This is a genomic window from Salipaludibacillus sp. CF4.18, assembly GCF_051262595.1.
GTDB classification, from domain to species: Bacteria; Bacillota; Bacilli; order Bacillales; family Salisediminibacteriaceae; genus Salipaludibacillus; species Salipaludibacillus neizhouensis.
This window is the reverse complement of record NZ_JBIMEV010000009.1, coordinates 64,568-88,779: the sequence shown is the minus strand read 5'-3', so window position 1 is coordinate 88,779 and position 24,212 is coordinate 64,568. Positions and strand designations below refer to the sequence as shown.

Here is a 24,212-nt window from a genome sequence, read left to right as displayed (position 1 = left end):
TTAAATAAGATAATATATCGGGGGAAGATAAAATGGAAGAACGTATTGTCAGTGGAGAGTCACAAGGTCATGAGGATTCTGAAGAGCATAGTTTAAGACCTCAGACTCTTTCTCAATATATTGGTCAAAAGACAGTAAAAGAAAATTTGACCGTGTTTATTGAAGCGGCTAAAATGAGACAGGAATGTCTGGATCACGTACTGTTATATGGACCTCCAGGCTTAGGTAAAACTACTTTATCCATGATTATTGCAAATGAAATGGGCGTGAATCTCCGAACAACTTCCGGACCAGCAATTGAAAGGCCAGGGGATCTCGCGGCGGTCTTAACGTCACTTGAGCCAGGGGATGTATTATTTATAGATGAAATTCACAGATTAAATCGTTCCGTGGAAGAAGTGCTTTATCCAGCTATGGAAGACTACTTTCTCGATATTGTTATCGGGAAAGGACCATCTGCAAGATCGGTGAGAGTTGATCTGCCGCCGTTTACATTAGTTGGTGCTACTACTAGAGCCGGGATGCTTTCAGCCCCATTAAGAGATAGATTTGGAGTAGTAAGCCGTCTGGAGTATTACACGCATGATGAGTTACAAGAAATTGTTGAGCGAACAGCGGTCGTGATGGATGTCACGTTGGAAACATCTGCGGCTGAGGAAGTTTCCAGACGTTCAAGAGGTACACCAAGGATAGCAAACAGAATATTAAGAAGAATTCGTGATTTTGCCCAAGTGCGAGGTGATGGTACAATAAATCAAGAAATTACATCTACTGCCTTACAATTACTTCAAGTAGACGATTTAGGATTGGATCACATTGATCATAAATTATTGCTGAATATTATTGAAAAATTTCGAGGTGGTCCGGTTGGGATTGATACGATTGCGGCTACCATAGGGGAAGAGTCTCATACGATTGAAGATGTCTATGAACCTTATTTAATGCAAATTGGTTTTTTACAAAGAACTCCAAGGGGGAGAATGGTTACCCCGCTTGTTTATGAACATCTTAATATAGAGGTGCCGAAAACATGAGTCAACTACCAAAAATGCTTATTTCATTAGGGGTCATTCTTATTATCGTTGGAATCATTTGGCAGCTGGGAGGAAAATATTTATCTCTGGGAAAACTACCTGGAGATATTATTATTCGAGGAAAAAACTCCACGTTTTATTTTCCTATTGTAACATCTATTGTTATCAGCATTGTTGCCTCTTTGATTCTATATGTTATTGGAAGGCTTCGTTAACAGAGAAAGGAACGAACTATACAAATGGATGTATCACAATTTGATTATAATTTACCGGAAGAATTAATTGCTCAAACACCTCTAAAAAACAGAGAGGCATCTAAACTTCTAGTGTTGGATAAAAATACTGGAATTTGCGAACATCATCATTTTTATGACCTTCTATCTTTTTTAAAGCAAGGGGACACGCTTGTTTTAAATAATACGAAGGTTATTCCTGCGCGGTTATTTGGAATTAAAGATGAAACAGGGGCAAAAATAGAGCTTTTGTTATTAAAAGAAAAAGAGGACCATATTTGGGAAGCGTTAGTTAAACCCGCTAAAAGAGTTAAAGTGGGAACTGTCATTGATTTTGGAGAAGGATTATTAACAGGTCGATGTATGGAAGAACTTCCTGAAGGCAGAAGAATGATTCAATTTGAGTTTAAAGGAATTTTTCATGAAATACTGGACCAGTTAGGAGAAATGCCTCTACCTCCGTATATTCAGGAACAACTTGAGGAAAAAGACAGATACCAAACAGTATATGCAGAGCATAAAGGTTCAGCTGCGGCTCCTACAGCCGGTCTTCATTTCACAAAAAATATGCTGGAGAATTTGCAAGAGGCTGGGATAAAAATTGCTTATATCACTCTTCACGTTGGATTAGGTACATTTAGACCAGTTTCTGTCGATAATATTGATGACCATCAAATGCACTCAGAGTTCTATCAAATGAACGAAGAAACAGCCAATATCTTAAATGAATCTAAAAGGAACAAAGGTAGAATTTTCGCAATAGGTACCACTTCTGCACGTACTTTAGAAACAATTACTCGAGATCATTATGGTAAATTTAAAGCTTCTTCTGGTTGGACGGATATTTTTATTTATCCAGGGTTTAATTTTCAAGCAATCGATGGTTTATTGACGAATTTTCATTTACCTAAATCAACGTTAGTGATGCTTGTAAGTGCATTGGCAGGACGGGAACAAATTCTTCAAGCTTATGAAGAAGCAATAAAAAATAACTATCGCTTTTTTAGTTTTGGAGATGCGATGTTAATCTGTTAGTGATAATAGTGAGATTAAAAAGATTGAAAGAAGGAAGATAGACATGCCAGCTATAACATATGAACATATAAAGACATGTAAACAATCAGGAGCAAGACTTGGGATCGTACACACACCTCATGGTTCTTTTGAGACACCGGTATTTATGCCTGTAGGTACTTTGGGTACCGTAAAAACAATGAGTCCTGAGGATTTAAAAAGCATGAATACGAATATTATTCTTAGTAACACCTACCATTTATGGCTGCGTCCTGGGGAAGATATTGTAAAAGAAGCTGGAGGCTTGCATAAATTTATGAATTGGGACAGACCGATTCTAACAGACTCAGGCGGATTCCAAGTATTTAGTTTAAGTGAGCTCCGAAATATAAAGGAAGAGGGAGTCGAATTCCGCAACCATTTAAGTGGAGAAAAGTTATTCTTAACTCCTGAAAAATCAATGGAAATACAAAATGCTCTGGGCCCGGATATTATGATGGCCTTTGACGAGTGTCCACCTTATCCGGCAGAATATAAGTATATGAACGACTCTGTTGAACGAACAAGTCGATGGGCAGAGCGTTGTCTTGAAGCACATGCCCGACCGAATGAGCAAGGATTATTCGGGATTGTTCAAGGGGGAGAGTACGAGGATTTAAGACGTAAAAGTGCCGAGGATCTTGTATCACTTGATTTTCCTGGATATGCGATTGGTGGATTATCAGTGGGAGAACCGAAAGATGTGATGAAGCAAGTTCTAGAGTTTACTACACCGTTCTTACCTGAAGATAAGCCGCGGTACTTGATGGGAGTGGGATCCGCCGATTCACTTATTGATGGTGCAATAAGAGGTATTGATATGTTTGATTGCGTGTTACCAACAAGAATAGCGAGAAACGGAACTTTAATGACTAGTAAAGGTCGACTAGTCGTGCGCAACGCTCAATATGCTAGAGACTTCAGACCACTAGATGAAAACTGTGATTGTCACGTATGTCGAAATTATACAAGAGCGTATATTCGTCACCTTGTTAAGTGCAAGGAGTCTTTTGGATTCAGACTTACCTCTTATCATAATTTATATTTCCTGTCTCAATTGATGGAAAATGTTAGACAAGCAATTAGAGAAGATCGCTTACTTGATTTCAGAGAAGAATTTTTCGAAGCTTACGGTTTCAATAAACCGAACGCAAAGAATTTTTAAAAAAGTGTTGTTTTAAAGAAACCATGAAAAAGGAAGATTAAATAGTTAAATAAAAAAAATTAGGGTAATTATACTCTTTTAATTGATTTTCAGTGGTATCTTTGTCTACAATAGTACGGGAGCGATATTTAGGACATTTGATGAAAAGAACATATATAACATGCTTTTTTCTTGAAATGGTAAAATAGTAATCGTGTTAATTATCGAAAGGGGTGAAATGAATGGATATGTTTGGTGCTTTAATTCCACTAATTCTAATGTTTGCGATTTTTTACTTCTTATTAATTCGTCCGCAACAAAAGCGACAAAAGAAAGTAAAAGAGATGCACAGTTCTCTTCAAAAAGGGGATAAAATCATTACAATTGGCGGCTTACATGGAACAATTGATGCAATTGATGATGCTAGAATCGTCCTTAATGTTGATGGAACGCATAAATTAACTTTTGATCGTCAGTCAATCAGAGAAGTTATTAATCAAGATTAATACAAAAAAAATCGTCTTCCTAAAAAGGGAGACGATTTTTTAATACGTATTTTAAGAGCCTGTTCTATCCTTCGAACAGAAGAGCTCGAATCCGCTCTAGGCGGACAACGACTTCAGCCGCAAGTAGCAAGGAAGATCACCTTGCCACTTATAAAAGGTGGTGGCAGAAGACATCGTACATTTAATAATAGACGCTATGCGTTTTTCTTAGTGATTAGCACTTAAGCTTTTCTAATCAGCAAAAGAATTTCCTCTGACATTTACACCCATTATGCCTCCTAAAATAGCGACGATGAAGTATCCTAAATGCATGAGTAGTTGTTGACTATCAAATCCTTGATTCATACTTAAGTACTGAGTCAGAAAAACTAAAGTAGTGTAAAATAGAGCAGTTAATGCTCCGGCAAACCATCCTTTTTGACCAGATTTCCCTCCGGATATAAACCCACCGATAAAAAGGGCCAGAAACGAAAAACCAATTAGTATCCATAAGAATGTCTCTTCCGTAACATTTGTGTATTTGAGAACTAAAGAGCTCATGAAGCTTGCAACAATCACGAGAATGAAAATAGTTAATACCCCATAAAGGATACTGCTAATAAAACGATGTGAAAACATGTATTTCCCTCCTTCTCCCGCTTTTATAAAAGTCTATTCATAAATAGTTAAAATAGACGAGCTTTTTAAAGAATACAAGAGATCAATGTTTTTGGTGACATGTTTGTCCACCTTTATTCATAGAATGCAATGTATGAGTGGAGCGTGGGGAGGGTTGGGTAAAAAATGGAATGGCTTCTAGCACTTGCTATTTTTGTTGTAAGCTATGTTTTCATCATTTCTGAAAAACTTAATCGTGCTCTCGTTGCATGTTTTGGTGGTATATTAATGCTATTTTCGGGAGTACTGGATTTGAACAGTGTTTTCTTGCAGCATATTGATTGGCACACAATCGTGTTACTTTTATCTATGATGATACTTGTTTCCATAACTAGTAAAAGTGGTTTGTTTGAATTTACAGCCATCACACTGGCAAAAATGGTGGGCGGCAGACCAATACCGCTTTTAATTGTCATCTCAACTCTGACGGCTGTTGGATCTGCTTTATTAAATAATGTGACTACTGTTTTGTTAATCGTCCCAATTGTTCTTACTTTGACTAGTTTGTTAAAAGTGACAGCAATTCCTTATTTACTATCAACGATACTTGCGTCGAACATAGGAGGGACTGCGACATTAATAGGAGATCCGCCAAATTTAATGATTGGTCAAGCAGTGGCACATTTAAATTTTAATGCATTCTTGGTTCACTTGGGACCCGTTGTGCTTGTAATTTATATTGTTGTCATTACCGGGGTTTCATTTCTATATAAAAACCAACTTGTTGTAGGAGAGTTGGAGAGAAAGAATCTCATGAGCATTAATCCAAAAAAATATTTAACGAGAAAATCATTATTATTTAAATCGGTTACGGTATTACTCTTAACCACAGTTGGGTTTATTGCACAGCCGTTTTTATATGTTGAACTAACGAGTATTTCCATGGCTGGTGCTATTCTTTTAATGTTGTTAACGAATGATGATGAAGGAACAGAAGAAATTTTTCAAAAAATTGAGTGGGTTACTATTTTCTTTTTCATCGGTTTATTTATGCTTGTAGGAGGTTTGAAGGAAGTAGGCATTATTGATGAGATTGCACGAGGAATCATCTATTATACAGAAGGGGATGTGCCCCAAACCTCTTTATTAATTTTATGGACTTCCGGAATTCTTTCAGGATTTGTTGACAATATTCCGTTTGTAGCAGCAATGATACCGGTTATTTTAGAATTTGAGGAATATGGCATGACTAATTTAGATCCTTTATGGTGGGCACTGGCTTTAGGAGCGTGTCTTGGTGGGAATGGAACGCTCATAGGAGCAAGTTCCAATGTTATTGTTGCAGGATTAGCAATAAAAGCAAAACAGCCATTCACTTATATGGACTTTTTGAAAGTAGGACTTCCAACGGCTCTTATATCTTTTGTAATTTCTACAATCTATTTGTATTATCGGTATTTGGTAGACTTCATGTGATATAAGTATATACGTAACCAAAATGTTATCCTCGGAAAAGCATGTTTAGACTCTTTTTGGTCACACTAAAAAGAGTCTATTTATATCTTGCGGGAGGATATCATGAATGGAAATGGAGCTCCTTATTATAATATTACGCACGGTAGTTATTTACGTAGTTATACTGATTGTTTTCCGGCTGATGGGGAAAAGAGAAATCGGTCAATTATCAATTGTAGACTTCGTCATATCTTTAATGATAGCTGAACTAGCTGTAATGACAATAGAAAATACACGTGTACCTATCAGTCATCAACTTGTACCAATGTTTCTTCTGATGACGATCCAAATATCTCTTGCCTACATTTCATTGAAAAGCCAGGGACTCAGGAAGCTCATTGATGGGAAACCATCTGTGATTATACGGCAGGGGAAAATTGATGAAAAAGTAATGAGGAGTCAACGATACAACTTCGACGATTTAATGCTTCAGTTAAGACAAAAAGATATTGAATATATATCGGATGTAGAATTTGCGTTATTAGAGCCATCTGGAGACCTCAGTGTGATACGGAAAGACCTTAATAGACCTGAGGGGTCTGAGCCTCCGTTTCTTCCACTACCGTTGATCCAGGATGGTAAAATTCAGAAGGAACATCTAAAAGAAATTGGTAAAAAAGAGGAGTGGTTGGTGGAAGAGATGAAAAAACTCGGCCATGACCAGATTGGGCAAATATCCTTTTGTTCCATTAACAGAGATCGTTCGTTTTTTGTTGACTTGAAAGTAAAGAACTGAAGTTTTCTTATAAAAAGCTATCGAAAAGTTGATTCTAACTTTTCGATAGCTTTTTTTTGTTTTCGAAATCCTAATTAATTAAAAGTTAAAATCATACGAGCATCTTATTCCGAGTAAAGAAATTTTTAGAAAACAGCCAATTTTTATGATTAAATCCACCTGTTTAAAAAAGGAATCCTTTTTAATTCCTCTCGATAAATAAGGTTCATCCCTAATACAAGAATCGCGTAGCTTAATCCTGTTACCACAATACTTATAGCCGTTTTAAGAAGTAAATCAGTTCCAGTTAAAATCGATGTATATAAAAGATAACCAATGATTCCACTAATAATCATCGCTAGAATAACTTTCGCAAGTTCTCTTATGTTTAAAGTAAATCCAATCTCTTTCACTAAAGTGGCGAAGTGTAAAAGAGTGACCAAAATAAATCCAATAACAATAGCTAACGCAGCACCCATAATCCCCAGCTCTGGTCTGGAAGCGAGGACGAAAACAGCTGCTATTTTTACTCCTGCACCAATTATACTGTTCATCATTGCTGCTTTTGCAAGGTTCAAAGCTTGCAGTGTCGCTTGAAGAGGACCTTGAAAATATAAAAAGAGGCTAAATGGAGCCATGATCTTTAAATAACTTGCAACAGTTGGAGCTTCATAGATCAGTTCCATAAGCGGATCCGCATAAACATAGAGGACAACGACTGCTGCTCCACCTGAAATCACTGCGAAACGGAGAGCTTGACTAAGGCGGTAATGAATAAGTGCATAATTTTTTACAATAGCGGCCTCGCTTATAGCAGGAACGAGAGACACAGAAAGCGAATAAGTGATAAACGTAGGTAATAGAAGCATCGGAATTGCGTACCCGGCAAGCTCACCGTATTGTGTAGTTGCAAGAATGGTAGTTACACCGGCTATTGCAAGACTTTGCGCAACGACAATTGGTTCAAAGAAGAAAGAGATGGAACCAACAAGTTTGCTGCCGGTTGTAGGTAACGCAATAGCCATTAAATCACCAAAGGTATCTTTTCCATCTTTTACATGAGAAAAAAATTGTTTACGAAAGCGAAACGTTTTTCTTTTTTTGAACACAGTTATCATGAAAATAATCGAAGCAAGTTCACCTATCACACTCGATATCATTGCACCAGCAGCAGCGTATTCTATTCCAAAAGGTAACAACATGGACGTAAATGTTGCAACGAAAGCAATACGGACAACCTGTTCTATGACTTGGGAATAAGCAGTAGGTTTCATATTTTGCAGACCTTGAAAATACCCTCTAATAACAGATGATAGTGCAACGATAGGCACGACAGGAGAAATTGCGATTAATGGGTAATATGCTCTTTCGTCTGTAAGAAGATAGGTAGATATCATTGGCGCAAAAATGATCATACATGCAGTGAAAATCAAACTGAGAATCCCTGTTACGGTAAGGGAAATTACCAAGATTCTTTTGATACGTGGACGATCACCTTCAGCATCTGCCTCAGCAACTAACTTTGAAATTGCTACGGGAAGCCCTAATTGTGTTAGTGTAATGACTAGTAATAAGGTGGGAACAGCCATCATATAAAGACCTACACCTTCTGGTCCCATAATTCTGGCAACAACTATTTTGTTAACGAAACCAAGGAAACGAGTGATTAACCCGGCGATGATTAATATCACAGCACCTTTTAAGAAAGTTTGTTTACTCATATTCACCCCTACTTTCTTCGAAAAATCCTAGATTTTTCCGCTAAAGATGTATATGCTGAAAAGGTGGCCAAGCATGACAAGCTTTGGGTATATATTTTAAATAATTTTATAATTTGTATGAGATGAAGTATATAAAGGGCGGGTGTTAAAGGTTGGACTGGAAAAATATCTATCGTGGTATTATGATGGGGATCAGTGATTTGATTCCTGGTGTTAGTGGAGGGACAATTGCAGTTTTATTAGGGATTTATAGTGATTTTATTGCTGCGATAAACGGATTCTTCAGTAAAGATTGGCGAAAGCAACTTCCGTTTCTCATTCCATTAGGGATAGGTATCGTTGTTGCACTACTAGGTTTTAGTCAGATTATTAATTGGTTGATGGAGAATCATTTTCAGCCTACGCAATTCTTTTTCTTAGGACTTGTCTTGGGGATTGTTCCCATGTTAGTGAGAATGGCAGAAATAAAAACGAGTTTTACGATATGGCACTATTTGGTTTTAATATTGGCCACTGTTTTAGTAACACTGTTCGGTTTCATCGTGCCCGAAGAAGGGGCAGTCATTCTAGATCTCACATTTGAAAATGGCATCAGATTTTTTATTGCTGGTTGGTTGGCAAGTATGGCCATGCTCATGCCGGGGATTAGTGGATCTCTTGTATTATTGCTGTTTGGTGTTTATTTCACAGCTACGTCAGCATTGTCTATATCGTCGCCTAATATTCCAGTTATTATCATCATTGGTGCTGGTGTTCTTGTTGGATTTATTATTTGCAGTAAATTTATAAAACACATATTACTTCACTATCCATATATGACGTATGCTGCAATTATTGGACTTGTGTTAGGTTCAGTTACTGTAGTTTATCCAGGTTTGGAAAATGATGTAGGTGTTATCATCCCATGTATCATCACTTTTTTAATAGGGTCATCAATTGCACTTTTCTTAGGTTCTAAACAAACAACGCTAAGGTAAAGACGATATATACTGGGAGGATAACAATTATGACAAAAGAGCAATGGGGATATTGGAAACTTAAACTTGAGCCTGTGATAGAAAGTAAGGCTGAGGAATGGCATATACTAGGTTATGACCGGGTCACAGAAAAAGAGGTCTGGGAATGTTTTTTGACAAAGTTAGAAAAAAATAAAGAACGCCCAGAGCCAGTTCGTTCGCACTGGATGGTTGCTGAACTGTTTCATTTAAAGGCAAATGATTATATGACTTGGTTAACAATAGAAGCTTATAAAGGTCCAGAGTGGTTTGAAAATGAAGAACCAATTGATTTCAGCTGATTCAGATTGGATTTACTACGGAGATATTGAGAACAATATCTCCGTAATTGACATGTGTTTTTTAATCTCGCTATAATAGTAATATTAGTTTAAGATCGTTGTATTTTTTACATAGATATATCGACCCTGATGAATTTTAGGGTCGCATCGTCATGTTCGCTTAAGAAGGAGGATATCTTTATGGGGAAAAGAAGAAAAGGTGTCAAAAAAAGTTTGATCGCTGTTTTTTTTGCGATTGTTATTGGTTTTGGCGCGCTTATTGCATGGAATGCCTTGGATCAAGCTGAAGATATTAGCCTAGGTCTTGATCTTCAAGGTGGCTTTGAAGTTTTATATGAAGTGACCCCAGTAAGTGGAGAAGGTACGGAAATTAATCGAGAGCTCTTAAGCGATACGGTAAGTGCCTTAAATGCTCGTATTGATGTATTAGGTGTTTCTGAACCGAGTATAACGATTGAAGGAGACGACAGAGTTCGCGTACAACTAGCGGGTATTGAGGATCAAGCATCTGCCAGAGAGCTATTATCTACACAAGCAAGGCTATCATTTCGTGATATAAATGACGAATTAATGATGGACGGATCGGATTTAGTGGAAGGTGGAGCCCGTCAGAATTTCACTGCTGATACGAATGAGCCCGTTGTGCAAGTAACCGTTGAAGATGCAAATAAGTTCAGGGAAATTACTCAAGACATAAGCAATCGTCCTTTGGGAGAAAATCTTTTAGTCATTTGGCTTGATTACGAAGAAGGTGATTCCTATGCAACGGAGAGTATGAAACCTGAAGAAGAATCTAAAATTATATCTGCACCAAGAGTCAGGGAGACAATTCCATCCCGCGATGTAGAAATTTCTGGGAATTTCACTGTTCAATCGGCGAATGAACTGGCAGGAATTTTAAATGCGGGGGCATTACCAGTTGAGTTGGAGGAAATTGACTCGACTTCTGTTGGTGCATCACTTGGTGAACGCGCGATGGAGCAAGCAATAAATGCAGGAATAGTTGGTATTGCCTTGATCTTTGCTTATATGCTGTTTTACTATCGCTTTATGGGTGGTATCGCAGTATTGACGTTAACCGCATATATTTATGTTGTTTTAGTTATATTTAATTGGTTAAACGCAGTTCTGACACTGCCTGGAATTGCAGCCTTAATTTTAGGAGTTGGTATGGCTGTTGATGCCAACATTATTACTTATGAACGCATTAAGGAAGAACTGCGCTCTGGAAAGTCAGCGATAAGCGCATTCAAAGCAGGTAGCCGAAGATCATTATCCACTATTTTAGATGCTAATATTACAACAATTATTGCTGCTAGTGTGATGTATGTTTATGGGACAAGTGCTGTTCAAGGATTTGCGGTCATGCTTATCGTAAGTATTCTTACGAGCTTCTTAACAGCAGTTTTTGGATCCAGACTGCTATTAGGCCTTTGGGTGAACAGTCGGATATTAAACAAGAAGCCACGCCTGTTCGGTGTGAAGGAGCGTGATATTAATGAACTTTGAACACGAAGAATCTAAACTTGATTTTGTTAAGCATCGTAAAAAGTTTTTCCTGATTTCTAGTATATTTCTTTTAGGAGGCATCATCCTTCTTGCAACATTAGGTTTGAATTTAGGGATCGATTTTAGAGCTGGGACAACCATGGATGTTTTAGCGAATGAGACAATTACTACAGAAGAAATTCAATCACACTTTGAAGATGCTGGATACGAACCAGAGGACATTCGATTGGCTGGTGAAGACAGTACTACTGCACGGGCAAAATTTGTTGGTGGCTTAACTCAAGAAGAAACTTTGGAGCTGCAAGGTCACTTTGAAGACATTTACGGCAATACGCCGTCAATTAGTACAGTGACACCGATGGTTGGGGAAGAGCTAGCTAGAAATGCGATTATTTCTGTATTAATTGCATCGTTAGGGATCATTATATATATCACAATTCGATTTCAGTTTTTATATGGAATTTCTGCCATCATTGCTTTGTTCCATGATGCGTTATTTATTCTGGTGGTATTCAGTATCACTCAGATGGAGGTCAACATCCCTTTTATTGCTGCTGTCCTCACGATAGTGGGGTATTCGATTAACGATACCATTGTTACATTTGACCGGATTCGTGAAAATATGAGTCTTGAAAAACGAGTGAAGGACTTTGATGATCTCGCTAGGATTGTTAATAAGAGTCTAATTCAAACATTAGCTCGCTCCATTAACACTGTACTTACAGTGGTTTTTGCAGCCGTTGCATTATTTGTTCTTGGTGGAGAAGGATTGAGAACCTTTTCTTTTGCACTGGTAGTGGGTTTGGTTGCGGGAACGTACTCGTCACTCTATATTGCTGCCCAGATTTGGTTAGTGTTGAAATCTAAGCAACTGAAAAAACAAAAACAGAAAAAAATGGAGCTGGAACCTGAGGGTTGAGTTTAGCCAGAAAAAGGATGTGTTTAGAGGTCTAATGGATCTCAGGCGCATCCTTTTCGTTCAGTTCTTTAGTTGAAAAACCATTATGCTTAATAAAATATTTATTCGTTTTCGTAAAAGCCATGCTAAATATAAGTCTATTAAAGAGTTTGTTCAAAAAGGTAGGTTTTTACCTTTTTGAACATCCTCTTAAAGTAAAATCGGGAAATATTTTACCTCTTATTTGGCAATGAAGTATAAAACAAGTATGATAAAACCAATCATGTAATATATATGACAGAGTATATAGGATGTGTTGCCATGAATGAAGATTATCAGGAAGAAAGATATAAAAAAGTCCGATTTGGTGCATTGGTAGGAATTTTTGCTAATATCGTGTTAGCATTACTAAAGGGAATTATTGGTGTTTTTGCGGATAGTCGGGCTTTAATTGCGGATGCTGTGCATTCAGCTTCGGATGTGGCTGGATCTGTCGCAGTCCTGATAGGGATTCGTGCGGCAAAACTCCCTCCTGATCGTGACCACCCTTATGGACATGGAAAAGCAGAGACGGTCACGGCTATCATTGTAGCAGTTTTGCTTTTCATAGTTGGGCTTGAAATTGCTATTGGAGCAATTCGTTCTTTTTTTGAACCAATACTTGTTCCAAGCATAATAGCCGTTTATGCTGTGGTATTTTCCATAGTCGTTAAAGAGGCGATGTTTCGTTATAAGATAAAATTGGGTAAAAAGTATAAGAGTGATGCTTTAATAACGGATGCTTGGCATCACCGATCTGACGCTATTTCCTCTGTGGCGGCTTTAATTGGAATAGGTGCTGCTATTTTTGGGGGAAGTTTAGATATTGAATGGCTAGTTTACGCAGATCCTGTAGCCGGTATATTTGTTTCTTTACTCATTATTAAAATGGGATGGAAACTTGGCAGCGAGGCCATTCATAATACATTAGACCACGTTCTTCATGATGAAGACACACAAGAAATGTTCGAAAAAGCTAGTGCTGTGAAAGGTGTTTTTTTAGTACATGAATTACTGGCAAGGGAGCACGGACATTACGTCATTGTCGATATTAAAATAGCTGTTGACCCTGAGATTACTGTAGAAGAAGGCCATTCAATTGGTAAAGAAGTAAAGGGAGAGCTTATGGAAGATGGATATGTTCAAGACGTAAGAGTCCATGTAAACCCATATTCTAAAGAGGAGAGTGAGTAAACATGAAAGGTCAATGGGGATTGATTACAAGTATTATTTTTATTTTAATTATAGCAATTTTTGCCGTTTTAAATGTGGATCCAGTTCAAGTTAACTTTGGTTTTCTTGGTCAGACTGAGTGGCCACTTGTCATTGTCATTATTGCCTCTGTTTTGATGGGAGGATTAATCGTTGGTTCTGTAGGAATTTTCAAGATGTATAGACTCCAATCAGAAATAAAGCGTCTTAAAAATCAAGCAAAGACTTCATCTGATTCACTTGAGGCGAAAAATAACGAGGTTTCTGAAGAATCTGATGACCAAACAATCCCATCACGCAGCAAGTCAAAAAAATAAGAGCAAAAATAGTACCTTTTTCCAGAACCACCAGGGATAATTTCTTGAGTGTTTTTCTGGAATAAGGTGCTATTTTATTTCACCAGTTTCTAGATTAATATTCGAAATACTTCATACGGAGGATGCTCGCGGCCGCATCCATCGAGACAATCCGAAGCTTATTCTTGCTACTCGGGGGTGACGAAAGATCACGCTGTATTTAATAAATGACACTACGCGTTTTTATTATATTGCCCCCTCTTCTGACCTTATGTATAATGAGTGGGTCAGGGGAGGTTTTTTTATGCTTCATTCAAAGGCTAATTGGAAAATTAAAGATATTGATGAACAGCAGGTAGCTCAGTTTTCTGAACAAATAGGGTTATCTATGATTGCAACTAGATTTTTGGTGCAACGAGGAATGACTACAAAAGATGAAGTTGATGCTTTTTTACATATGAATAACGAGGCAATTCACGATCCATATTTACTGAAAGATATGAAAAAAGCGATTGATAGAATTCGTCAGGGTATAGATTCTCAAGAAAGAATTCTTGTTTTTGGTGATTATGATGCGGATGGTGTGACGAGTACATCTCTTATGTATATGACACTAATACAACTAGGAGCAAATGTTGGTTTTTATGTACCTAATCGTTTTACAGAAGGATACGGACCAAACGAACAGGCTTTTAGACATGCTGCCGAAGAAGAAGTGACCTTAATTATTACCGTTGATACTGGGATTTCTGCCGTACATGAAGCGGAAGTGGCAAAAGAGTTAAATATTGATCTGATTATTACCGATCACCATGAACCGCCACCTGTTATTCCTGATGGGTTTGCAGTTGTGAATCCGAAGCGATCTGACTGTAGTTATCCGAATGAAAATCTTGCGGGAGTTGGTGTCGCGTTTAAAGTGGCTCATGCTCTTTTAGAAAGAATTCCCGAGGAGTATTTCGACTTAGTAGCTATAGGCACTATTGCAGATTTAGTCGCTTTAAAAGGAGAAAATAGATATTTAGCTATGAAAGGCATTCACTCTTTATCATCCTCGCTTAGACCCGGATTAAAGGCTTTATTAGAAAGAGCTGGTGCTAACCCTCAGGAGATGAGTGAAGAACAAGTAGGATTTATAATTGGACCTCGATTAAATGCAGCTGGGAGATTGGATTCAGCAGATCCCGCTATACAATTACTAATTTCCGAGGATCCTATGGAAGCCGAAGAATTAGCAGAAATGATTGATGACTTAAATAAAGAACGTCAGCAAATAGTGAAAGAAATCGCGCTGGAAGCGGAACAGCAAGTAGAAGCATATGAAGGTGGTCTTCCACCGGTAATTATTGTTGGACAAGCAGGTTGGAACGCTGGTGTTATTGGTATTGTTGCTAGCAGATTAGTAGAAAAGTATTATCGACCGACTATTGTACTGAGCTACGATGAAGAAAAAGGATTGGCCAAAGGATCAGCTAGAAGTATCGAAGGTTTTGATATGTTCCAATCTCTTTCTCAATGTCGCGATTGGTTACCTCACTTCGGTGGCCATCCTATGGCTGCTGGTCTTACAATGCAAATGGAAGATATCGATAGGTTAAAAACTAAATTAAGCCAAATTGCTTTAGATACAGTAGCTGATTCAGATTGGCAGAAAAGTATTTCGGTAGATCTTCCGATTTCACTAAAAGAAGTATCTGTTAATGCAATTTATGATCTCCAGCAGATGGCACCTTTTGGGATTGGAAATCCTGCACCTAAAGTAATGTTAAGCGATGTTCATATGAGTATGATTAAGAAAATTGGGGCAAGCGAGGACCATTTGAAAGTGACTTTTCAAGATGAAGATCAGAAAACTCTATTAGATGGAATAGGATTCAGGATGGGAGCATTACACGATTCTATATCCCCTTTATCCAAAATCTCCACTGTTGGTAAACTATCAATCAACGAATGGAATGGTTCGATTAAGCCTCAATTTATGATTGAGGATGTTAAAATTACTGAATGGCAAATGTTTGATTTTCGAGGGGATAAACGAGTTTGGCAAAATAAAAATCTTTTTGGTTTGGAAGAATGCACGGTGGTGATGTTTCAAGAGGAAACGTTGAAATATGAAAAAAATATCCCTGATAACTGGAAAGTGGTCCAATTGACGGCAGCTGATCCGGAAACAACGGAATTATCAAGTGCTAAAAATATTCTATTATTAGACCTTCCTTCTACTTTAAACCAGATGAAACAATGTCTAAACGGGTTGGAATCTCTTGAAAACCTGTATGCATTATTTATTCATGAAGGAAATCACTTTTTTGAGACCATCCCTTCAAGAGAGCAATTTAAATGGCTTTATGCGTTCTTAATGAAACGTAAACAGTTTGACCTGAAAAAGAACGGACAAGAACTCGCCAAATATAAAGGTTGGAACGAAAAAGCTGTGAAGTTTATGTGTCAGGTGTTTTTTGAGTTAGAATTTGTTAAAATAAGCAATGGTATAGTAGAGGTCGAAGCAGAGCCTAAGAAAAAGGATTTAACGGAATCATTTACTTATCAAAAGTATTTAGAACAAAGTGATATAGAAAATGAACTATACTACTCCTCATACAGAGCTTTGAAACAATGGATCGATCGTACATTGGCGGATAAACACTTAGCCTCTGTTTAATATATCGAATGATCGCTATAAACACATGTGAATGGAACTTAAGGATAACTAGGAGGAAACACAAATGGATTATAAGAAATATATTACTGAGGTTAAAGATTATCCGAAAGAAGGAATTAGCTTCAAAGATATTACTACTCTTATGGAAGATGGAAAAGCCTATAAAGCGGCAATTGATGAAATGGCCGATTTCGCAAAAAATAAAGAGGTAGATGTGATTGTAGGACCTGAAGCAAGAGGGTTTGTAGTAGGCTGTCCAATTTCTTATGCTTTAGAAGTCGGTTTCGTACCAGTGAGAAAAGCCGGCAAACTTCCACGCGAAGTACTCAGAGTTGATTATGGTTTGGAGTATGGGAAAGACTCCCTTAATATACATGTTGATTCCATTAAAAAAGGACAGAAAGTGCTTATTACTGATGATCTTTTAGCAACGGGTGGAACAATTGAAGCAACAATAAAAATTGTTGAGGAACTCGGCGGAATTGTCGTTGGAATAGCATTTATGATTGAATTGACCTATTTAGACGGTCGAAATAAGCTAGGGAAATATGACGTATTTACACTTATGAGTTATTAATATTAAAAGGGAGTGTCTGTGCTGACACTCCTCATTTCATTGCAAAATAAAGAAGAAAGAATGACGGTTAGGCTGTTTTTCTAAATTTGGTTTGCAAATTCACTGCTTTTTTGTTTCATAATATGTTATGCTGATTGAAAGTCTTTTCTACGGAAGGGACTTTTTTTATAAACGGATTCGACAAATTTCTCGTTTCTTTACAAACGTTAGATAAATGGTGATAATAAAGAGAAATACATCCACTTGTTACATAATATAAATAGGTTTATAAACCGAAATTAAGAGGAAATTTAAGGTGATTCCATGACTAGCGAACAAGTATTAGAAAAAGCAAGTGAATATTTACCTGAGAAGGAAGTAGCGCTGTTAAGAGAGGCCTATGAAGTGGCTGAGCATGCTCACCGTGAACAATACCGTAGATCTGGAGAGCCATATATATGGCATCCTGTTCAGGTAGCGGGCATTCTTGTAGAACTTGGTATGGATCCCAACACAGTAGCGGCTGCTTTTCTTCATGATGTGGTTGAGGATACTGATGTAACACTCGATGACCTGAAAAAACAATTCGGTGAAGAAATTGCTATGTTAGTCGATGGCGTAACGAAACTAGGTAAGATAAAGTACAAATCCAAGGAAGAACAGCAAGCGGAAAATCACCGGAAAATGTTTGTGGCAATGGCAAGGGATATACGTGTGATTTTAATTAAACTAGCTGATCGACTGCATAATATGAGAACACTTAAGCATTTGCCACCTGAAAAACAACGAAGAATAGCAAACGAAACGCTGGAAATCTTTGCGCCGTTAGCTCATAGATTAGGGATATCAACGGTTAAATGGGAGCTGGAGGATACTGCTTTACGCTACTTGAATCCCCAGCAATACTATCGAATCGTTAACCTCATGAAAAAGAAACGTGCCGAGCGTGAAGATTATATAGGAGAGGTCACAGACGATATTCTCGAAAAGTTGGGTAATATGAACGTGGAGGCTGAAATACATGGCCGAGCAAAACACATTTATAGTATTTACCGTAAGATGGTCCTGCAGAACAAACAGTTCAATGAAATCTATGACTTGCTAGCAGTCCGTATCGTAGTTAGCAGCATTAAAGACTGTTATGCTGTACTCGGAACCATTCATACTTTATGGAAACCAATGCCAGGAAGATTTAAAGATTATATCGCTATGCCAAAAGCGAATATGTATCAATCTCTTCATACAACGGTTATTGGACCAAAGGGTGACCCTCTTGAAGTACAAATTCGTTCAGAGGACATGCATAAAGTGGCCGAATTTGGTGTGGCTGCACATTGGGCTTATAAAGAAGGCAAAACAGTCAGTGACTCAAATGCTCTAGAGACAAAAATGTCATGGTTCCGCCAAATTTTAGAATGGCAAAATGATGCAAATGACGCTCAAGAATTTATGGAATCCTTAAAAATAGATCTTTTCTCTGATATGGTGTTTGTGTTCTCACCAAAAGGGGATGTTATTGAATTACCAAAAGGTTCTGTTCCTTTGGATTTTGCGTTCCGTATACATACAGAAGTAGGTAATCGTTGTATAGGAGCAAAAGTAAACGGGAAAATGGTTCCGCTTGATCATCAACTTAAGACGGGTGACATCATAGATATTTTGACATCAAAGCATTCGTACGGTCCGAGTCAGGATTGGATAAAAATTACTCAAAGCTCACATGCAAAAAATAAAATTCGACAATGGTTTAAAAAAGAGCGTAGAGAAGAAAATGTCGAAAAAGGTAAGGATCAAGTAGAAAAAGAAATTGAACGCAAGGGCTTTAAGATTAAAGAAGTCCTAACGAATGAAAATATAGACCGGGTTGCAGATAAATTCAGTTTCACTACGGAAGAAGACATGTATGCTGCTGTTGGTTATAACGGTATTACAGCTGCTCAAATTGTAACGAGATTGACAGATAATATTCGTAAAAAGCTGGATGAAAGCCTTGATGCTCAATCAATATCCGAAGCTGTAGAGGACATCAAACCTGTTGAAAAAAAGCGTGCGAAAACAAGTACCGGTGTTTCAGTAAAAGGAGTCGACAATCTGCTCATTCGATTGTCCCGATGCTGTAATCCCGTACCCGGTGATGACATCGTTGGGTACATTACAAAAGGCAGAGGAGTCTCCATTCACCGCAGGGACTGTCCAAATATAACCATGGAAAAAAGCGATACACGACTACTAGAAGTAGAGTGGGAACAAGGGCAAGACAAGCAAAAAAATTACAATGTCGATATTGAGATTTCCGGTTATGACAGACGGGCGCTTTTGAACGATGTTTTACAGGCTGTGGCAGAAACGAAAACAAATATCAATGCCGTGGCTGGAAAATCAGATAAAAATAAAATGGCTACTATAAACATGACAATTTCCATTCAAAACATCGCTCATTTGCAACGTGTTGTAGACCGCATCAAGAGTATTTCGGATATTTACTCGGTGCGCAGAATTATGCACTAGGTCGGTTGTTTTAAATTTTAGGGATAGCCATGGATAGAAGGAGATTTGTCAAATGCGTGTTGTCGTTCAGCGATCGTTAAAAGCAAATGTCACCGTTAATGATGAGGTGACAGGGGCGATTAATCATGGATATGTTCTACTCGTTGCTGTGACTCATGATGACACAAAAGAAGATGCTTATTATGTTGCAGACAAAATTGCTAAACTTAGACTTTTTGAGGATGAGCATGGAAAACTCAATTTATCCATTCAAGAAGTCGAAGGACAAGTTCTTTCTATTTCTCAATTTACGCTCTACGGTGACAGTCGAAAAGGAAGAAGACCTAACTTCATGGCCGCAGCAAAACCTGTACAAGCAAAAGAATTGTATGATTTCTTTAATGAACGCCTGCAAAGTGAACACGATTTGCAAGTTGAGACGGGAATCTTTGGCGAAATGATGAACGTTAGCCTCCTAAATCACGGGCCTATTACGTTAATTGTAGAAAGTAAATAGTAAGGGTGATTACTTACGGATAAAACCGGCCTTTCTTAGTAAGTGGAACTGGAAGAAGTGAAAGGTGACCGCTAGGAGCGAATTCGAGGAACATCATTAACAGCAACTATTTCATAGAAAACAATCTATACAATTTAATCGTTGCGTGGTGTATTATCCTCTTTTTTTTGGGCAAACTGAGAAAAAAGAGGAGGTATACACGATGAGGTCTGGTTACTCTCACCAAAACAAGGCGCTAACTGCAAATCGATTAATACATACCGATTTACATCGTTTTGTTGAAGCGGATGATATTCATTCGGCGTATGAAATGGCAACTGAATTCGGACCATCAAACCGAGGTGTTCGTTCTTTAAAAAAACGACTTGAAAGAAATTAATATTGAAAACTTTCGATAAAGGTTGACATGCTTTGAAAGTATTCGTATGATAGATTAAAATTGACGAAATTATATATACACCATTGAGGGAGCAAAGTAGTAAAGAGATTTCAATTACAGAGATGAAATGCCTAAGGCTGGAAGCATTTCTTTGAAACTTTACGAAGGAACACTCCTTAGGTATTTTTCTGAAAAGTTGACTTCTTATTAGGAAAAATCGTTATCGGACGTTATCTGATTAAGCGGGAGCAAAAAAGTTGCTTCAACTAGGGTGGTACCACGGGAAAAACTCTCGTCCCTGACAAAGTTCAGGGATGGGGGTTTTTTGTTTTGGTGAAAAAGGTTTCCAGGTTTTTACATAATACAATTTAAATTAGGCAGGAGGAGAAACGAGTATGAATTATAGAATTCCCAGGGGAACTCAGGATATTTTGCCAGAGCAATCACGTAAATGGCAATTTATTGAACAGAAAATCCACGATTTGTGTAACAGGTACAATTACAAAGAAATTCGTACACCTGTTTTTGAACAGACAGAACTGTTTGCACGTGGTGTCGGAGATACAACCGATATTGTTCAAAAAGAGATGTATACTTTTGATGACCGAGGTGGGAGAAGCTTAACATTACGGCCAGAAGGGACAGCATCCACAGTTCGATCATTTGTAGAAAATAAAATGCACGGCTGGGCAGACCAACCAGTGAAGCTTTATTATGTCGGACCAATGTTCCGCTATGAACGTCCACAATCAGGCAGAATGCGTCAATTTGTTCAATTTGGTGTTGAGGCAATGGGAAGTGCAGATCCTGCCGTTGATGCAGAAGTAATTGGTTTATCGATGGATTTTTACCGTGAATTAGGCTTGAGTAATCTAAAGCTTGTTGTGAATAGTCTTGGTGACAAGGAAAGTCGTAATAATCACCGGAATGCACTTATCGAACACTTTGAACCGAGAATTTCGGAGTTCTGCGCGGATTGTCAGCAGCGTTTAGAAAAAAATCCATTACGAATTCTTGACTGTAAACAAGACAATGATCATGAATTAATGGCAACAGCGCCATCTATTCTGGACTACTTAAATGAAGATTCAACCAATTACTTTAAATTAGTCCAACAGTACTTGGCGGATATGGATATTAGATTCGAAGTGGATCCTACGTTAGTAAGAGGATTAGATTACTACAACAATACTGCATTTGAAATTATGATAGATGGTGAAGGATTTGGTGCGATTACCACACTATGTGGTGGAGGTCGTTACAACGGTTTAGTGGAGGATATCGGTGGACCAACTACTCCTGGAATAGGCTTTGCTTTAAGTATAGAGCGATTATTAATGGCCCTTGAAGTACAAGAGATTTCATTACCCATTGAGGAAGGATTAGATGCTTACCTTGTTACGATGGGGGAGCAAGCTAACGCTGTTAGTCCAAAGTTATTACACGGACTGAGAAGTAAAGGTTTAGCTGTTGATGGTGACTATATGGGGAAAAAAATGAAGGCTCAAATGAAAGCTGCCGACAGACAAAAGGCTAAATTTGTCCTTTTATTAGGTGACGATGAATTAGCAGAAGAAAGTATTATGGTTAAAGAGATGGCAACTGGCGAACAAAAACAAGTGCCGTTAAAAGAAATAGCTGAATGGATAATTAGTCAAAGATAGGATATAAGAGAGGGGTATGACAGTGACTGAACGTACACATTTATGTGGAGAATTATTAGAAGGATTAATTGGAGAAAAGGTAAAACTTCAGGGATGGGTAAAGACTCGCCGTGATTTAGGACAGGTTATATTCGTGGATTTACGAGATCGTTCCGGTATTGTTCAAATCGTGTTTAATGGAGAGAATTTTCCGGAAGCTTTGGAAGTTGCCGAGAAAATTAGAAGTGAGTATGTTATTCACGTTGAAGGTACGGTTGTCGCTCGAGAAGAGTCCACTGTGAATGTTAAAATCCCTACTGGTACGATTGAAGTTATGGTAGATGATATTAAAATATTAAATGCTTCAAAGGGATTGCCTTTTACTATTGATGACGATGTTGAAGTTTCGGAAGATGTTAGATTAAAATACCGTTATTTGGATTTACGACGCCCGAAAATGTTTAATACGATGCAATTAAGATATAAAACAAGCAAATTGATTCGTGACATTTTAGATGAAAAACAATTTATGGAAATCGAAACACCAATGCTTACTAAAAGTACACCAGAGGGTGCTCGTGATTACTTAGTTCCTTCACGCGTTCATCATGGAGAGTTTTATGCTTTACCGCAGTCTCCACAATTATTTAAGCAATTATTGATGGTCTCAGGTTTTGAACGCTATTATCAAATTGCCAGATGTTTCCGCGACGAAGATTTGCGTGCAGATCGTCAGCCTGAATTTACACAAGTCGACATTGAAGCATCATTTATGAGTAAAGAAGAATTAATTACGATGATGGAAGAGATGATGGTTCGCCTCTTAAAGGAACTTAAGGGTGTAGATGTTGTTAAAACATTCCCTAGACTAACCTATCAAGAAGCAATGAACCGTTTCGGATCGGATAAGCCGGACACTCGTTATGGTATGGAACTTGTTGATGTATCAGAACAAATGCTGGAAAGTGACTTCAAAGTATTTGCGAGTACTGTAAATAATGGTGGAGTTGTCAAAGGAATATGTGTCAAGGGTATCGCTGATGATTATTCACGTAAAGACTTAGACGGACTAAGCGCCGTTGCTGAAATTTATGGCGCGAAAGGCTTAGCGTGGCTGAAAATCGAAGAAGGTCAAACACTAAAAGGTCCTATCGCTAAATTCTTCGGTGAAGAAAGTGCTGCTGGTCTAATCAAGTCATTTGAAGCCGAAGCTGGAGATGTCCTGTTTTTCGTAGCTGATAAAAAACGCGTAGCTTGGGATGCATTAGGGGCTTTAAGAATCAAATTTGCAAAAGATTTAAACCTAGTGGATTCAAAAGAATTTAATTTCCTTTGGGTAACGGAATTCCCGTTATTATCTTATGATGAAGATGCAGGCCGTTATACTGCTGAACACCATCCGTTTACTCGTCCGCTTGCAGAAGATGAGTCAAAGCTTGATACAGCTCCTGAGGAAGTCAGAGCAGAAGCATATGACCTTGTGTTAAACGGGTATGAATTAGGTGGAGGTTCTCAGCGTATTTTTGAAAGGGAGCTCCAGGAAAAAATGTTTAAAGCACTTGGTTTTTCCGAAGAAGAAGCCATTAGTCAATTCGGCTTTCTGTTAGATGCTTTTGAATATGGTACACCGCCACACGGAGGTATTGCATTAGGCCTCGACCGATTAGTAATGATTTTAGCTGAAAGAACGAATTTGCGGGAAACAATCGCCTTCCCTAAAACAGCTAGTGCAAGTTGCCTTTTAACGAATGCACCGAGCGGAGTTTCAGAAGCACAATTAAATGATTTAAACTTGTCGATTCAAAAGAAGAAAGAATAGCTTGAAAAAGGATGACTCAAAAGGTTTATGGCCTTCATTGAGTCATCTTTTTTTAAAAGATAAGAATTTATAAATTTAGCAGCTATCTTTACGCCACAAGTATCAAGGGAAACCCACCCTTGATACTTAAGTGATGGTTGCGAAAGACCACTCTGAAATAAGTTAATAGTTAAAATATATGTTGAATAAAAACTACAAATATAGCTCTTTACATGAAATAAAAACCTGTGCTATACTTGCGTTAACAAATTAAATATCTCGCTACTTGAAAGTATAAGTTTATGTTTTTTAAGAATAGGGAATTGCAATAACTAAGTGGTTAATAAGTGAATGAAGAGATAAAGTTATCATTTATTACCAGTTGATTGTTAACCTTAGAT

22 protein-coding genes and 1 other annotated feature are annotated in these 24,212 nt (G+C 37.8%); of the genes, 20 read left to right on the top strand and 2 right to left on the bottom strand.

Annotated elements, in window-relative coordinates:
• Positions 1-32 precede the first annotated feature (32 nt).
• The 5 genes from ruvB (at position 33) to yajC (ending at position 3,970) form a co-directional block, all read left to right on the top strand.
• Positions 33-1,034 (top strand): Holliday junction branch migration DNA helicase RuvB, encoded by a 1,002-nt coding sequence (ruvB, locus tag ACHABW_RS08410; RefSeq protein WP_110936806.1) that lies wholly within the window; start codon positions 33-35, stop codon positions 1,032-1,034.
• On the top strand, positions 1,031-1,249 hold the full coding sequence (locus ACHABW_RS08405) for a DUF2905 domain-containing protein (RefSeq protein WP_435754898.1): 219 nt from the start codon (positions 1,031-1,033) through the stop codon (positions 1,247-1,249). Before ruvB ends, ACHABW_RS08405 begins: the two co-directional genes overlap by 4 nt.
• Before the next feature lie 24 nt (positions 1,250-1,273).
• On the top strand, positions 1,274-2,302 hold the full coding sequence (queA, locus tag ACHABW_RS08400) for a tRNA preQ1(34) S-adenosylmethionine ribosyltransferase-isomerase QueA (protein WP_435754897.1): 1,029 nt from the start codon (positions 1,274-1,276) through the stop codon (positions 2,300-2,302).
• Between the two features lie 43 nt (positions 2,303-2,345).
• Positions 2,346-3,485, top strand: a complete 1,140-nt coding sequence (gene tgt / locus ACHABW_RS08395; protein ID WP_435754896.1) for a tRNA guanosine(34) transglycosylase Tgt — start codon at positions 2,346-2,348, stop codon at positions 3,483-3,485.
• A 221-nt stretch (positions 3,486-3,706) separates the two neighbouring features.
• Positions 3,707-3,970 (top strand): preprotein translocase subunit YajC, encoded by a 264-nt coding sequence (gene yajC / locus ACHABW_RS08390; protein ID WP_110936802.1) that lies wholly within the window; start codon positions 3,707-3,709, stop codon positions 3,968-3,970.
• Between the two features lie 231 nt (positions 3,971-4,201).
• Here yajC and ACHABW_RS08385 read toward each other — a convergent pair whose 3' ends face one another.
• Complete coding sequence (locus tag ACHABW_RS08385; RefSeq protein WP_110936801.1) at positions 4,202-4,588, bottom strand: TIGR04086 family membrane protein; 387 nt, start codon at positions 4,586-4,588, stop codon at positions 4,202-4,204.
• A gap of 165 nt (positions 4,589-4,753) precedes the next feature.
• On the opposite strand from ACHABW_RS08385, the gene ACHABW_RS08380 reads away from it, so the two are divergent.
• Together ACHABW_RS08380 and ACHABW_RS08375 are read left to right on the top strand one after the other, a co-directional pair.
• Entirely contained in the window at positions 4,754-6,043 is a 1,290-nt protein-coding gene (locus ACHABW_RS08380; protein ID WP_435754895.1) for an ArsB/NhaD family transporter, read from the top strand.
• A gap of 112 nt (positions 6,044-6,155) precedes the next feature.
• Entirely contained in the window at positions 6,156-6,818 is a 663-nt protein-coding gene (locus ACHABW_RS08375) for a DUF421 domain-containing protein (RefSeq protein ID WP_407690417.1), read from the top strand.
• Positions 6,819-6,967: 149 nt separating this feature from the next.
• Here the strand turns inward: ACHABW_RS08375 and spoVB are convergent, their stop codons facing one another.
• Positions 6,968-8,518, bottom strand: a complete 1,551-nt coding sequence (gene spoVB / locus ACHABW_RS08370; RefSeq protein WP_435754894.1) for a stage V sporulation protein B — start codon at positions 8,516-8,518, stop codon at positions 6,968-6,970.
• Positions 8,519-8,670: 152 nt separating this feature from the next.
• Between spoVB and ACHABW_RS08365 the strand changes: the two genes are divergently transcribed.
• The 13 genes from ACHABW_RS08365 (at position 8,671) to aspS (ending at position 23,832) form a co-directional block, all read left to right on the top strand.
• Positions 8,671-9,495, top strand: coding sequence for a DUF368 domain-containing protein (locus tag ACHABW_RS08365; protein ID WP_435754893.1), 825 nt, complete (start codon positions 8,671-8,673; stop codon positions 9,493-9,495).
• 29 nt (positions 9,496-9,524) lie between these two features.
• Complete coding sequence (locus tag ACHABW_RS08360; protein ID WP_435754892.1) at positions 9,525-9,815, top strand: post-transcriptional regulator; 291 nt, start codon at positions 9,525-9,527, stop codon at positions 9,813-9,815.
• Positions 9,816-9,995: 180 nt separating this feature from the next.
• Positions 9,996-11,324, top strand: a complete 1,329-nt coding sequence (gene secD, locus ACHABW_RS08355) for a protein translocase subunit SecD (protein ID WP_435754891.1) — start codon at positions 9,996-9,998, stop codon at positions 11,322-11,324.
• On the top strand, positions 11,314-12,243 hold the full coding sequence (gene secF, locus ACHABW_RS08350) for a protein translocase subunit SecF (RefSeq protein WP_435754890.1): 930 nt from the start codon (positions 11,314-11,316) through the stop codon (positions 12,241-12,243). Before secD ends, secF begins: the two co-directional genes overlap by 11 nt.
• 300 nt (positions 12,244-12,543) lie before the next feature.
• Positions 12,544-13,455 (top strand): cation diffusion facilitator family transporter, encoded by a 912-nt coding sequence (locus ACHABW_RS08345; RefSeq protein WP_435754889.1) that lies wholly within the window; start codon positions 12,544-12,546, stop codon positions 13,453-13,455.
• A 2-nt stretch (positions 13,456-13,457) separates the two neighbouring features.
• Positions 13,458-13,790: a LapA family protein gene (locus ACHABW_RS08340; RefSeq protein WP_435754888.1), complete on the top strand. Its 333-nt coding sequence runs from the start codon at positions 13,458-13,460 to the stop codon at positions 13,788-13,790.
• 283 nt (positions 13,791-14,073) lie between these two features.
• Entirely contained in the window at positions 14,074-16,431 is a 2,358-nt protein-coding gene (gene recJ / locus ACHABW_RS08335) for a single-stranded-DNA-specific exonuclease RecJ (RefSeq protein WP_435754887.1), read from the top strand.
• A gap of 64 nt (positions 16,432-16,495) precedes the next feature.
• The gene (locus tag ACHABW_RS08330; protein WP_110936790.1) at positions 16,496-17,008 is read left to right on the top strand and encodes an adenine phosphoribosyltransferase; all 513 of its coding nucleotides are present in this window, start codon (positions 16,496-16,498) and stop codon (positions 17,006-17,008) included.
• Between the two features lie 303 nt (positions 17,009-17,311).
• Positions 17,312-19,495 carry a RelA/SpoT family protein gene (locus ACHABW_RS08325; protein WP_110936789.1) on the top strand — a complete coding sequence of 728 codons (2,184 nt, stop codon included), beginning with the start codon at positions 17,312-17,314 and terminating at the stop codon, positions 19,493-19,495.
• A 52-nt stretch (positions 19,496-19,547) separates the two neighbouring features.
• Positions 19,548-19,991, top strand: a complete 444-nt coding sequence (dtd, locus tag ACHABW_RS08320) for a D-aminoacyl-tRNA deacylase (protein ID WP_435754886.1) — start codon at positions 19,548-19,550, stop codon at positions 19,989-19,991.
• Between the two features lie 202 nt (positions 19,992-20,193).
• Positions 20,194-20,370: a hypothetical protein gene (locus ACHABW_RS08315; protein WP_183040871.1), complete on the top strand. Its 177-nt coding sequence runs from the start codon at positions 20,194-20,196 to the stop codon at positions 20,368-20,370.
• 74 nt (positions 20,371-20,444) lie between these two features.
• Positions 20,445-20,673, top strand: a binding site (T-box leader).
• Between the two features lie 92 nt (positions 20,674-20,765).
• Positions 20,766-22,034 (top strand): histidine--tRNA ligase, encoded by a 1,269-nt coding sequence (gene hisS / locus ACHABW_RS08310; protein WP_435754885.1) that lies wholly within the window; start codon positions 20,766-20,768, stop codon positions 22,032-22,034.
• Positions 22,035-22,056: 22 nt separating this feature from the next.
• Positions 22,057-23,832, top strand: a complete 1,776-nt coding sequence (gene aspS, locus ACHABW_RS08305; RefSeq protein ID WP_435754884.1) for an aspartate--tRNA ligase — start codon at positions 22,057-22,059, stop codon at positions 23,830-23,832.
• The last annotated feature ends 380 nt before the right edge of the window (positions 23,833-24,212 follow it).

What these genes read in the sequence shown, in the direction of transcription:
- ruvB (WP_110936806.1), top strand. Translation starts at nt 33, where the DNA reads ATGGAAGAACGTATTGTCAGTGGAGAGTCACAAGGTCATGAGGATTCT.
- ACHABW_RS08405 (WP_435754898.1), top strand. Translation starts at nt 1,031, where the DNA reads ATGAGTCAACTACCAAAAATGCTTATTTCATTAGGGGTCATTCTTATT.
- queA (WP_435754897.1), top strand. Translation starts at nt 1,274, where the DNA reads ATGGATGTATCACAATTTGATTATAATTTACCGGAAGAATTAATTGCT.
- tgt (WP_435754896.1), top strand. Translation starts at nt 2,346, where the DNA reads ATGCCAGCTATAACATATGAACATATAAAGACATGTAAACAATCAGGA.
- yajC (WP_110936802.1), top strand. Translation starts at nt 3,707, where the DNA reads ATGGATATGTTTGGTGCTTTAATTCCACTAATTCTAATGTTTGCGATT.
- ACHABW_RS08385 (WP_110936801.1), bottom strand. Translation starts at nt 4,588, where the DNA reads ATGTTTTCACATCGTTTTATTAGCAGTATCCTTTATGGGGTATTAACT.
- ACHABW_RS08380 (WP_435754895.1), top strand. Translation starts at nt 4,754, where the DNA reads ATGGAATGGCTTCTAGCACTTGCTATTTTTGTTGTAAGCTATGTTTTC.
- ACHABW_RS08375 (WP_407690417.1), top strand. Translation starts at nt 6,156, where the DNA reads ATGGAGCTCCTTATTATAATATTACGCACGGTAGTTATTTACGTAGTT.
- spoVB (WP_435754894.1), bottom strand. Translation starts at nt 8,518, where the DNA reads ATGAGTAAACAAACTTTCTTAAAAGGTGCTGTGATATTAATCATCGCC.
- ACHABW_RS08360 (WP_435754892.1), top strand. Translation starts at nt 9,525, where the DNA reads ATGACAAAAGAGCAATGGGGATATTGGAAACTTAAACTTGAGCCTGTG.
- secD (WP_435754891.1), top strand. Translation starts at nt 9,996, where the DNA reads ATGGGGAAAAGAAGAAAAGGTGTCAAAAAAAGTTTGATCGCTGTTTTT.
- secF (WP_435754890.1), top strand. Translation starts at nt 11,314, where the DNA reads ATGAACTTTGAACACGAAGAATCTAAACTTGATTTTGTTAAGCATCGT.
- ACHABW_RS08345 (WP_435754889.1), top strand. Translation starts at nt 12,544, where the DNA reads ATGAATGAAGATTATCAGGAAGAAAGATATAAAAAAGTCCGATTTGGT.
- ACHABW_RS08340 (WP_435754888.1), top strand. Translation starts at nt 13,458, where the DNA reads ATGAAAGGTCAATGGGGATTGATTACAAGTATTATTTTTATTTTAATT.
- recJ (WP_435754887.1), top strand. Translation starts at nt 14,074, where the DNA reads ATGCTTCATTCAAAGGCTAATTGGAAAATTAAAGATATTGATGAACAG.
- ACHABW_RS08330 (WP_110936790.1), top strand. Translation starts at nt 16,496, where the DNA reads ATGGATTATAAGAAATATATTACTGAGGTTAAAGATTATCCGAAAGAA.
- ACHABW_RS08325 (WP_110936789.1), top strand. Translation starts at nt 17,312, where the DNA reads ATGACTAGCGAACAAGTATTAGAAAAAGCAAGTGAATATTTACCTGAG.
- dtd (WP_435754886.1), top strand. Translation starts at nt 19,548, where the DNA reads ATGCGTGTTGTCGTTCAGCGATCGTTAAAAGCAAATGTCACCGTTAAT.
- ACHABW_RS08315 (WP_183040871.1), top strand. Translation starts at nt 20,194, where the DNA reads ATGAGGTCTGGTTACTCTCACCAAAACAAGGCGCTAACTGCAAATCGA.
- hisS (WP_435754885.1), top strand. Translation starts at nt 20,766, where the DNA reads ATGAATTATAGAATTCCCAGGGGAACTCAGGATATTTTGCCAGAGCAA.